Genomic DNA, 10,857 nt, shown 5'->3' on the forward strand with positions numbered 1-10,857 from the left:
CGGATACATATGAGCGACTTCCGAGAACATGCTAGAAATCATTTGCGGACAGCAGCCGGTACATACATTGGGCCGGTTCGACGCTGATACCCGGTCGCCCACGATCAGCCCGTCGGCCCCGGCGCTGATATGCACCGTTTAGCCGTCCTTCACCTCACCAAAGAGCATCATTCGGCCAGTTGGCTCACATCAATTCCGGCCATCCCCCGGATCGACCACCCCGGACCAGACGCCGCCCGATGTGCCCAAAGTCATATCGCACGATCAGACAATGACCGCTATGCGGGACGAAGCTGCCATTCAGTTGCACTTAGCGAAAGTCCGCTCTCGGATTGTCGTCAAAGCATTGCGCCCAGTCCGGCAGCCTTGACCCGCGCATAGGCCTCGACAGCGATAGCAGTGTCTTGGGCGCCTGTCCCAGTCAGATCGCAGATTGTAACAGCGTCGGGGTCGCGTACGAAACGCTGGGCGCCGGCGATGATTGATCCAAGATCATGAAGCCGTTTGTGCTCGACCGTCACATGCTGGAGTTCACCGCCGATCCGGCATTGGTCGATCACATCACATACGATGAAATCAGCCCGGTCAAGGACGCCCGCCTCCAGCTCCTGTTTTCCGGGCAAATCAGATCCCATCGCCGTAATGTGCAGGCCAGAGTGTATCCAGTCGGCAGGAATTACAGCTTTCGTCGCAGGTGTCGTTGTCACGATAGTTTGCACGGTTCGGACCATTTCTTCCGCTGTCGCGCATGGCTCAACCGGAATGCCCAAGCGTTCGGCCATCTCGTCGCAGTATTTCGAAACAGAAGTCGAATTCCTTCCGAAGACCAGCAACCGCTCAAAACTACGTACAAGCGAGAGACTTTCTATCTGATAGCGCGCCTGAACGCCGGTGCCGAGAACGCCAACAGTGTGCACGTTTTGAGGTGCGAGATACTTCCCCGCCACTGCCCCGGCGAGACCGGTGCGCAAATCCATTAGGAACCCGTTGTCGAGGAATACGCAGTCAAAAACTCCGGTCTTGGCGTTCATCAAGGCCACGATGCTGCTGCAACTCGGCAAGCCGATTGTCGGGTTGCGGAAGAAGCCCGTGGCGATCTTGACCGCAATATGATCAATGCCGTCCACGAATGCGCCCTTGGTATCCACAGCGCTCTCAGCATCAACAGTGATGTGCATTACCGGCGGCATCGAAACCCGCCCCTCGGCAATCCACCGAAAGGCCCGCTCGACCGCGGCAAGAGCGCTCTTGTCAATCGACAGGCAAGTTCTCAGTTCGCTTTCCGTGACGACCAACGTTCCCATTTTACGCCATCCCTTCGTGTGTTGCGAAAGGTTAGGCAGATTCACACGGCATGTCACATCCCATCTGCATGGTCAGACATCGTGCCGCTTTGCAGCATTCGTGCGTTAAGGGCTCAATCCTGCCACTCCCAAAAAGGCCCCGCACTTGCGGGGCCTTTTCTTCGTCAGTGCACCACGGCATCGTCTGGCTTGGGCCGGTTCGAGGCGGACACCCGGTCACCGACGATCAACCCGTCGGCCCCGGCGCTGACATGCACCGTTTCGCCGTCCTTCACCTCTCCGGCCAGGATCATTTCGGCCAGTTGGTTCTGCAGGGCGTTCTGGATCACCCGCTTCAAGGGCCGCGCCCCGAAGACCGGGTCATAGCCTTCATCGGCCAGCCATTTCCGCGCGCCGTCGTCCAGATCCAGCGTGATCTTGCGATCTGCCAGACGCTTTTCAAGACGACGCAGCTGAATGGCCACGATCCCATCCATATCGGCCCGCGTCAGGCGGTCGAAGATGATGGTCTCGTCCAGGCGGTTCAGGAATTCCGGCCGAAAATGGGCGCGCACGGCGTCCATCACATCCCGCTTGGCGTCGGATGCATCCGCCCCGTCGGGCAGCTGGCTCAGCGCCTGCGCCCCAAGGTTCGAAGTCAGCACGATGAGCGTCTGCTTGAAATCCACCGTGCGGCCCTGCCCGTCGGTCAGTTGCCCGTCATCGAGCACCTGAAGCAGCACGTTGAACACATCCGGATGCGCCTTCTCGACCTCGTCGAACAGGACCACCTGATAGGGCCTGCGCCGGACCGCTTCGGTCAGCACGCCGCCCTCGTCATAGCCGACATAGCCCGGAGGCGCGCCGATCAGGCGGCTGACCGCGTGTTTCTCCATGAACTCGGACATGTCGATGCGCACCATCGCCTGGTCGTCATCAAAGAGGTACTCGGCCAACGCCTTGGTCAGTTCCGTCTTACCCACGCCGGTCGGCCCAAGCATCAGGAAGCTGCCCAAAGGACGGTTCTCATCGTTCAGACCTGCCCGCGCCCGGCGCACGGCGTTTGAAACGGCGCGAACGGCGGTCCGCTGACCAATCACCCGCTTGCCGATTTCTTCTTCCATGCGCAGCAGCTTTTCGCGCTCGCCTTCCAACATCTTGGACATCGGAATACCGGTCCACCGCTCGACCACGGATGCGATCTGTTCGGGCCGCACGGCCTCTTCGACCATCAGGTCATTGTCCTGCTGTTCTGATTCCGCCAGTTGCTTTTCAAGCTGCGGGATGACGCCATAAGACAGCTCTCCGGCCTTCGCCAGATCACCCTGCCGCTTGGCCTGATCAAGCTCTGCGCGGGCATGATCCAGCTTTTCCTTCAGCCCACGGGCTGATTCCAGCTTGTCGCGCTCCGACTGCCATTGCGCCGTCAGCTCTGCCGATTTCTGCTGCAACTCGGACAAGTCCTTTTGCAGCTTCACCAGCCGATCCTTCGACGCCGCATCATCCTCTTTCTTCAGTGCTTCGGCCTCGATCTGCTTTTGCAGGATATCGCGGTCAAGCGCGTCCAGTTCCTCTGGCTTGCTGTCCACCTCCATCCGCAACCGGCTTGCCGCCTCGTCCATCAGGTCGATGGCCTTGTCCGGCAGGAACCGGTCGGTGATGTAGCGATGGCTCAGCTGCGCGGCAGCCACCAAGGCAGCGTCGGAAATCCGCACGCCGTGGTGCAGTTCGTATTTCTCCTTGATCCCGCGCAGGATCGACACGGTATCTTCCACCGTCGGTTCCTCCACCATCAGCGGCTGGAACCGGCGGGCAAGGGCCGCGTCTTTCTCGACATATTTGCGGTACTCATCCAGCGTGGTGGCACCCACACAGTGCAACTCGCCCCGCGCCAGTGCCGGCTTGATCAGGTTCGCTGCATCCATCGCGCCATCGGTCTTGCCCGCGCCCACAAGCGTGTGCATCTCGTCGATGAAGAGGATGATTTCACCAGCGGCCGCGCCGATTTCATTCAGAACCGCTTTGAGCCGTTCCTCGAACTCGCCCCGGTATTTCGCGCCAGCAATCAGCGCGCCCATATCCAGCGCCATGAGGGTCTTGTTGCGCAAGGATTCCGGCACGTCGCCATTGACGATGCGCAAAGCCAGACCTTCCGCAATCGCCGTCTTACCGACGCCGGGTTCACCGATTAGCACCGGGTTGTTCTTGGTCCGGCGGCTCAGCACCTGCATGGCACGGCGAATTTCCTCGTCGCGGCCAATGATCGGGTCAATCTTACCCTCGCGCGCCGCTTCCGTCAGGTCGCGGGCGTATTTCTTCAGCGCCTCATAGCTGTCTTCCGCCCCGGCGCTGTCCGCCGTGCGCCCCTTGCGCAGATCGTTGATCGCAGCATTCAATGCCTGAGCATTCACGGCGCCTGCATCCAACGCATCCTTGGCCTTGGATTTCACCATCGCCAGAGCGGTCAGGATCCGTTCGACGGCCACGAAACTGTCGCCAGCTTTTTCAGCCAGCTTCTCGGCCTCGGTCAGCACCTTCACGGTCTGCCCGTCCATGTAAAGCTGCCCGGAAGCGCCGGTCACTTTCGGAAGTTTCGACAGCGACAGGTCCAGCGCCTCGGCCACGCGCTTGGCGTTGCCGCCCGCGCGAGTGATAAGGTTCGAGGCCATGCCCTGATCGTCGTCAAGAAGTGCCTTCAGCAGGTGTTCGGGAACCAGTTTCTGATGATCTTCCCGTTGTGCGATGGTCTGCGCGGCCTGAAGGAACCCGCGCGCGCGGTCGGTGAACTTTTCTAAGTTCATGCCAAGTCTCCTTTTCTAAGCGCCTGCCTTTCGCCCCGCCCAGAATTCCGGCACGGGGCCATTTGCAGGCCTTGTCAGATAGATGGGGAAGGAAACGCGTCATCACAAGATTGCTACCTAGGATTCCTTTTCGAAAAATTCTTCCCATTTCTTTTGAACCGGGCAGCCACCCCGCCCGACACATGACCATAAGCCATATCTGGAACCCGAAGCCATGACCCGCATCGCCCTGACCCATGTTGCCTACGACGCCCGCCGCGCCTGTTTTCATGCCCGCGCTGTGCTGGACGACCGCGCCCCGGTCGACTGTCGCTGGCACGGCCCGCAAGGGGCCGCGTTCTCTCGCATTGCCTCTGGCCTCTCGCAGGCCGCCCTCCGCCACCGGCGGTAACAGTTTCCCCAAGGCGCAGCCGCCTGCCCCCGTCCCTCAATGGCTGCGCTTTCAGACAGGATGACCCCCCGTCTCTCAAGGTCTCCTGCTGCCCGGCCCGGTCGCTTCCCCCCGTCGCGACCGGGCCGTTTTCTGTCTGGCCGCATGGACAGCAGGCGCGTCGCGCCCTAAAGCATCGCCCCAGTGCAACCGGAAGGACCCAAGCCATGAGTGATGACCGCCTGATCGCCGCCCTTGACGTGCCCAATGCCCTGCAGGGGCTGAAACTGGCCGAGGAGATCGGCGATGCCGTCAGTTTTTATAAGATCGGGCTGGGGATGCTGACCGGCGGCGGGCTGGCACTGGCCAATGAGCTGAAACAGGACCACGGCAAGCGCATCTTTCTGGACATGAAGCTCTTCGATATCGGCGCGACGGTCGAGGCCGCCGTGCGCGGGCTGGCGCAGTTCGATCTGGATTTCCTGACCGTGCAGGGCGACCCGCAGGTGGTGCGCGCCGCGAAAGAGGGCGCATCGGGCAGCAACCTGAAGATCCTCGCCGTCACGGTGCTGACCTCGCTCGACCGGGACGATCTGGACGCCAACCTGATCAAGGCGGGCGACGTGCAGGATATCGTGCTGGAACGCGCCGCCAAGGCGTTCGAGGCCGGGGCCGACGGCGTCATTGCCTCGCCCCACGAAGCCACGCAGATCCGTAGCCTGCCAAACGCCGAAGGCCGCCTGATCGTGACCCCCGGCGTACGCCCGGCGGGGTCAGCCAAGGGCGACCAGAAGCGCGTGATGACCCCCGCGGCCGCGCTTGCCGAGGGGGCCGATCATATCGTGGTGGGCCGCCCGATCTGGACAGCTGAGAACCCCCGCGCCGCTGCGCAGGCGATCCTCGCCGAACTGCCTTAGTTCGCGACCTGAAAGGCGGTGCCGCGCCGCGCACCGGTTTCAACTTCGTCCAGCATCGCGACGGCATAATCCTCAGCGCTGATCGTGCTGAGGCTGCCATCGGGCGCGGCCATCGCCTGACGCCAGCTGGTCCGGTACTGACCCGTCCGTTCACCGGGCGCAATCAGGCTGGCGGGCGCGATGAAGGTGTAGTCCAACCCCTTCTGCGACAGCCGCTCATAGCTTTTGCGCATCGCCTGTGCCTCGGACCGGTATTCGTCAGGCAGGATATCGGCCAGGGGAGAACCGTCGGGCAGGTTCAGCGTTCCCGCCCCGCCCACGTGAAAGATCGGCGTGCCCGAGGGGGCGATGTGATCTTCGATGGCTTCGGCGACCTGTTCCATATCGGCAAATGCATCGCCCGAGCTACGGGGTGATATCGTCACGATCACCGCGTCGGCAGCGCCTGCAAGGGCAGCCAGCCCGTCTGGCTTGGCCATATCAAGCGCCACCTTGGACACGCCTTCGGCAATCTTTTCCGGGTTACGGGCCGTACCGGTAACCTCGTGCCCGCGCGCAACGGCCTCGGCCGCGATACGGCTGCCGATCATGCCGGATGCCCCCAATACGAGAAGCTTCATCTTGATCCTCCAGGATATCTTAGTTACGTCTAGTAACCAGATACTCAGTCACAAGCACCTGCGGAATACGGTGCTGTTCGTCACATAGTTACCTGAAGGGAAGCGCATGACCGCCCGCCGCAGCCAAAGCTACGCCTGCCCCATTCGCGATGTTCTGGACCGGGTCGGGGACGCGTGGTCTGTTCTGGTTATCCTGGAACTATCACGCGGGCCTTGCCGCTTCAATGCATTGCAGCGGGTGATCAACGGCATCTCTGCCCGGATGCTGTCCGTCACTCTGCGCCATCTGGAACGCGACGGGCTGGTTTCCCGCAAAGTGTTGGACAGCTCGCCGCCGCAGGTGGAGTACGCCCTCACAGACACCGGCCGGTCTCTGAACGAGGCCATGGGTCAGCTCGCCCAATGGGCAGAGGCCAACCAACCCGCGATACGCAAATCCCGCGCCACTTATGACGCAGGAATGGAGAAGGCTGCCGGGTAAGCCCGGATCAGTTTTCGTTGATATCGTGGTCGAAGGTCTTCACCTGGCCGCGATAGACACCCAGGAAGCGCCGCAGCAACAGCCAGGCGATCAGCGACACAACCGCAAAGCTCAGCAGTAGAACCGGGACCGAGCCGGCAATGAAGGCGGCGGGGGCGCCACCGATCAGCAGGATCAATGCGATCACCCCCGCACCAACCCCGAAGCCAAGCAAGACGAAGGTCGGAAGAATGACCTCGCCAACCGCCAGCAAGATCGCCAACGCCCCCCAGGCCCACCAGGTGTTCCAGATATCCATCAGCCCCGGCCCTTAAGCATCTGGAAGGCCTTGCCGAAGGCATCGGCGGCATCGGCAGGAACGATGATGGTCTGAGACCCGTTTCCGGTTGCCATCTGCCCCAGGGCCTCGACCTGTTTCAACGCCACTTGGTACTGGGCAGCCTCCAGCCCGTTATCGGCGATGGCTGCGGCGACAACCCCGGTTGCATAGGCTTCCGCGTCGGCCTGAATGCGGCGGGCTTCAGCGGCCTTCTGTGCCGCGTAAAGCTCGGCATCGGCGGAAAGTTCCACGGCGCGTTTCTGACCTTCGGCTTCAGTCACCTGCGCCCGCCGGGCGCGTTCGGCGTTCAGCTGCTGCAACATCGCATCGCGCGTCGCCTGGTCGAGATTCACGTCAAGGATTTCCGCCCGCGTCACCTCGATACCCCAGGCATCGACCGCATCCTCAACACTCGCCTTGATCTGAGTGATCAGCGCCGAACGGTTCGATTGAACCTCATCAAGGTCCATCTTGCCGATCTCGGCCCGGACGATCCCTGCCACGGTGGTGGCAATCGCAGCGTCCACATCGCGGATCCGATAGACGGTCTTTTCCGGTTCAAGGATGCGATAGAACACCGAGGTGTCGATCTGCACCAGCACGTTATCCTTGGTGATTGCGTCCTGCGTGGCATTCGGCAGCTGACGTTCAAGGATCGAGATCTTATGCGCCACCCGGTCGAGGAAGGGCACGATAAAGTTGATCCCCGGCCCAAGTACGGCCCGCAGTCGTCCGAACCGTTCAACAACGAATTTCTGGCTCTGCGGCACGATGCGAATGCCAAGGTAGATGCAGAGAATGATGAAGCCTGCCAGCAGCAGGATCACCAGGTTGCCGCCCAACAGGGCGTCGAGAATGGCTTCGATATCCATGGTATTGGTATCCTCGTTCTTCATACGCGGAACTATGCAGTCGGGTTGAAAATTGGTCTAGGGCGTATGTGGGCCGGTTTGGCCGATAGAACAAGGCCGATCTGAGGAAGACCCGGTCAGGGCCAGCCTGTGACTGGCCCGTGGCGGCAATCAATTCCGAGCAAAACCACCCCCTGGTCAGAGGATGGCAGACCCACCGAAGCAGTCCTTTGGAGTCAGATCAGGCCACTGCCTTCCCAACCAGCTTCGCAGCGATCCACCCCGGTACCTGCCGCGCGGACATCGCGCGGGGGTACGGCAGCTCTTCCATCTCCGGCACATCGCCATAGAGGGCCTCGAACTCCGCATAATTGTCGAAAACCCGGCGGCTGACGTTGTCGATGAAGGTCTCCGCAGGGGCACCGTTGGCGAGGATGATCTCATGTTCCTCGGTTTCGATATGGTAGACCGTGTAGCTCTCGCCCATCTCGCGCAGAGGCACCCGCGTGATCGTCGTCCCGTTCACCAACGCCCCCGCGTGGCAGATCACGCCCCCGACCAGCATCCCGTGATCGGCGGTCACCGTCAGCGGTTCCAACGGCACCCCCTGCCCAAGCGACCCGGCCTCAAACCGCACGGGCATCAGCCGTTCGGCGGGGCCAAAGCGGGTCGCAACCGTCTGGCGGCCGATCCATTTGACGGGCACGGCGCGGCCCTCGGCGGTCAGGACAGTGTCGCCAATCCGCAGGCGCTCCACCGCGACCTCGCCCGCTGGCGTCGCGATCCCGCTTCCGGCAAGGAAGCAGTAGAGGTAGGGGCCGGTGGCCTGAAAAAAGACGTTCTGCCCCGACAGGTTGCTGTCCGCCAGAAGCCAGGTCTGGCCTGCACCCGTCGGGCTGGTCGAGATCATCACGCCGCCCTGATCGGTCGTTCCCCTGTAGTAGAAGGTGGACCCGCTGTATTCCACGGCGTCCCCCACGGCAGTCGATCCGTCGATCGTAAGATCCGCCTCGGTCAGGGGCGTTGTGGGCGTGGACGCACCGGTAATGTTGTAGGCGGGCCCTTCCAGCAGGTTGGTGGAGGCCCCGATGAAATGAATGAATGCAAAACTGTAGCTAGCCATGACTTCCCCCCCGGAGCCTTTGTTGCGTCGTCAAATCAGGGTGACGCACCGACGGGCCTGTCAGCGCCTCACGATCCTTGCGTGTAGAGAACACAAGCTTAACGAGTGGACACTCATGCCGTCAACGAAACCGAGAGACTTCTGCGCAGCCATCCCGGCACCTGCCGTGCGCTCATCGCGCGGGGGTAAGGCAGTTCCTCCATCTCGGGCACGTCGCCATAAAGCGCCTCGAATTCCGCGAAGTTGTCAAAGACGCGGCGCGAGACATTATCGATAAACGTCTCGGCAGGCGCGCCATTGGCAAGGATGATCTCGTGGGCTTCAGTTTCGATGTGATAGACCGAATAGGTCTTGCCCATCTCTTCCAAGGGCACCTGCGTTATGGTCGACCCATTAACCAGCGCTCCTGCATGGCAGATGACACCATCCACCAGCATTCCGTGATCCGCCGTCACAGTAAGGTCGGTGTGTGGCAGGCCATTACCCAGGGACCCGGAGACAAAGCGTACCGGCATCAGGCGTTCGGCGGGGCCGAACCACGTGGACACCGTCTGGTGACCGATCCATTTGACAGGAACAGATCGGTCATCGGCTGTTAGGACGGCGTCACCAATGTGCAGCTCTTCTACCTTTGTTTCACCTGACGGGGTTGAGATCATTGTGCCTTTTGAAAAGCAGTAAAGCGTTTGCAGATCGAATGTCCCTGAGCCGGAAACGGTTGTGATTGTGATCTGGTCGGCGGCAGAGTTATCCAGAAAGAAGTCGGTTAACGTGATGGTCTCGACGGTAGCGCCGGGTCCGCCAATGTCAGAGGTCACCGTGATGATGAGATCGTCGGGATTTACACCAGACCTTGTCCCAGTGATCACGCCGCTGGTTGCGGAAAGATCGACGTGAATGTCGTATCCAAATGCCGGATCGTTGGCCAGTTGGATTATATCATCGCCAATCGAACCGGCGGTAAAGTAGACTTGATTGTCATTCCCTCCGACGAGGTTGAATGTCTCGTCGGCCGCAGTGGACGTAAAGCTGTTGTTTCCCCCGTTCCCGTTTATTGTGACCATGCGACTTCCCCCTTTTGAGGTGACATAATCGAAGGATAAAGGTTACTTTTCAAGATGGTTGCCGGCGGCTGTCACTTACTGCGTGATTACACTTGGTTGACGCGTGAAGGTGCTTCTTGAGTGCATGTTCGCAAGCGCAGGGTGGAGAACCCTGTCCACCACTCCCGACAAATTCGCCTTTCCCCGCCCCCCGTGTATGCTGTCCACATGGAACCGAAAGGGGTAAGGCCATGACGCCATTGCGCATCATCCTGCTCGTGCTGGGGGCCGCGGTGCTGATCGCGCTTGGGGTGGCCTGGTACTTTGTCTCGACTGCCTGTTACATCTGCTTTTAAGGCACTGGCCGGATCACCGACTTGTTCGCACGCCCGATGCACCGGGGGTGTACATGTGGTGCCCCCTTTTTTCGGGGTTTTCGCATTGCGCCATCCATGGTCTGGTAACGCAAAAGGAGATGGCGAATGAATGGTGCGGAATCCCTTGTGAAAACCATGCTGGCCAGCGGCGTTGACGTCTGCTTCGCCAATCCCGGCACGTCCGAGATGCACTTCGTGGCAGCGCTGGACAGTCACCCCGACATGCGCTGCATCCTGTGCCTGTTCGAGGGCGGAACCTCCGGCGCAGCGGACGGGTATTACCGCATGTCAGGCCGTGTCGCGGCCACAATGCTGCACCTCGCACCGGGCTTCGGAAATGCCTTTTCCAACCTCCATAATGCGCGCAAGGCGGGCAGTGGCGTGCTCAACGTTATGGGCGATCACGCAACCTATCACCTCAAACATGACAGCCCGCTGAAAGGCGATACCGAGGGCGTCAGCCAAGCGATAAGCCATTGGACACGCAGCAGTTTATCATCCGCGGACGTGGCAAGTGACGGGGCGGACGCCATTCGAGCGGCGCGCGCGAAGGGCGGGCAGATTGCAACGCTGATCCTGCCTGCCGACACCGCCTGGGGCGATGGGGCCGCGCCTGTGACTGCCGCTTCTGCGCCGCCGCTTCACCGCCCGTCCGAGGCCGATCTGGACGCC

11 protein-coding genes are annotated in these 10,857 nt (G+C 61.1%); 4 read left to right on the top strand and 7 right to left on the bottom strand.

What is annotated here, in order from left to right; translation table 11 throughout:
- Nucleotides 1–338: 338 nt before the first annotated feature.
- Nucleotides 339–1,304, bottom strand: a complete 966-nt coding sequence (locus tag ACROHD_RS20110; RefSeq protein ID WP_432680236.1) for an ornithine cyclodeaminase family protein — start codon at nucleotides 1,302–1,304, stop codon at nucleotides 339–341.
- 164 nt (nucleotides 1,305–1,468) lie between these two features.
- A complete protein-coding gene (gene clpB / locus ACROHD_RS20115) occupies nucleotides 1,469–4,084 on the bottom strand; it encodes an ATP-dependent chaperone ClpB (RefSeq protein ID WP_432680237.1) in 2,616 nt (871 codons plus the stop codon).
- 214 nt (nucleotides 4,085–4,298) lie between these two features.
- Here clpB and ACROHD_RS20120 point away from each other — a divergent pair, with 214 nt between their 5' ends.
- A complete protein-coding gene (locus ACROHD_RS20120) occupies nucleotides 4,299–4,475 on the top strand; it encodes a hypothetical protein (RefSeq protein ID WP_432680238.1) in 177 nt (58 codons plus the stop codon).
- Nucleotides 4,476–4,681: 206 nt separating this feature from the next.
- Entirely contained in the window at nucleotides 4,682–5,371 is a 690-nt protein-coding gene (pyrF, locus tag ACROHD_RS20125; protein WP_432680239.1) for an orotidine-5'-phosphate decarboxylase, read from the top strand.
- Here the strand turns inward: pyrF and ACROHD_RS20130 are convergent.
- Complete coding sequence (locus ACROHD_RS20130) at nucleotides 5,368–5,991, bottom strand: NAD(P)-dependent oxidoreductase (RefSeq protein WP_432680240.1); 624 nt, start codon at nucleotides 5,989–5,991, stop codon at nucleotides 5,368–5,370. The genes pyrF and ACROHD_RS20130 overlap by 4 nt on opposite strands.
- 106 nt (nucleotides 5,992–6,097) lie before the next feature.
- Between ACROHD_RS20130 and ACROHD_RS20135 the strand changes: the two genes are divergently transcribed.
- Nucleotides 6,098–6,472 carry a winged helix-turn-helix transcriptional regulator gene (locus ACROHD_RS20135; protein ID WP_432680241.1) on the top strand — a complete coding sequence of 125 codons (375 nt, stop codon included), beginning with the start codon at nucleotides 6,098–6,100 and terminating at the stop codon, nucleotides 6,470–6,472.
- Between the two features lie 7 nt (nucleotides 6,473–6,479).
- Here the strand turns inward: ACROHD_RS20135 and ACROHD_RS20140 are convergent, their stop codons facing one another.
- From ACROHD_RS20140 to ACROHD_RS20155, 4 genes are all read right to left on the bottom strand, one after another.
- The gene (locus ACROHD_RS20140) at nucleotides 6,480–6,770 is read right to left on the bottom strand and encodes an NfeD family protein (protein WP_432680242.1); all 291 of its coding nucleotides are present in this window, start codon (nucleotides 6,768–6,770) and stop codon (nucleotides 6,480–6,482) included.
- Nucleotides 6,770–7,663 (bottom strand): SPFH domain-containing protein, encoded by an 894-nt coding sequence (locus tag ACROHD_RS20145; protein WP_432680246.1) that lies wholly within the window; start codon nucleotides 7,661–7,663, stop codon nucleotides 6,770–6,772. Before ACROHD_RS20145 ends, ACROHD_RS20140 begins: the two co-directional genes overlap by 1 nt.
- A gap of 220 nt (nucleotides 7,664–7,883) precedes the next feature.
- Nucleotides 7,884–8,765: a Hint domain-containing protein gene (locus ACROHD_RS20150; RefSeq protein ID WP_432680243.1), complete on the bottom strand. Its 882-nt coding sequence runs from the start codon at nucleotides 8,763–8,765 to the stop codon at nucleotides 7,884–7,886.
- Between the two features lie 113 nt (nucleotides 8,766–8,878).
- Complete coding sequence (locus tag ACROHD_RS20155) at nucleotides 8,879–9,829, bottom strand: Hint domain-containing protein (protein WP_432680244.1); 951 nt, start codon at nucleotides 9,827–9,829, stop codon at nucleotides 8,879–8,881.
- Between the two features lie 461 nt (nucleotides 9,830–10,290).
- Between ACROHD_RS20155 and ACROHD_RS20160 the strand changes: the two genes are divergently transcribed.
- On the top strand, nucleotides 10,291–10,857 hold a 567-nt coding region (locus tag ACROHD_RS20160; protein WP_432680245.1), incomplete at its 3' end, for a thiamine pyrophosphate-binding protein.

It is taken from the genome of Nioella aestuarii, assembly GCF_050896395.1.
Taxonomy (GTDB): Bacteria; Pseudomonadota; Alphaproteobacteria; order Rhodobacterales; family Rhodobacteraceae; genus Nioella; species Nioella aestuarii.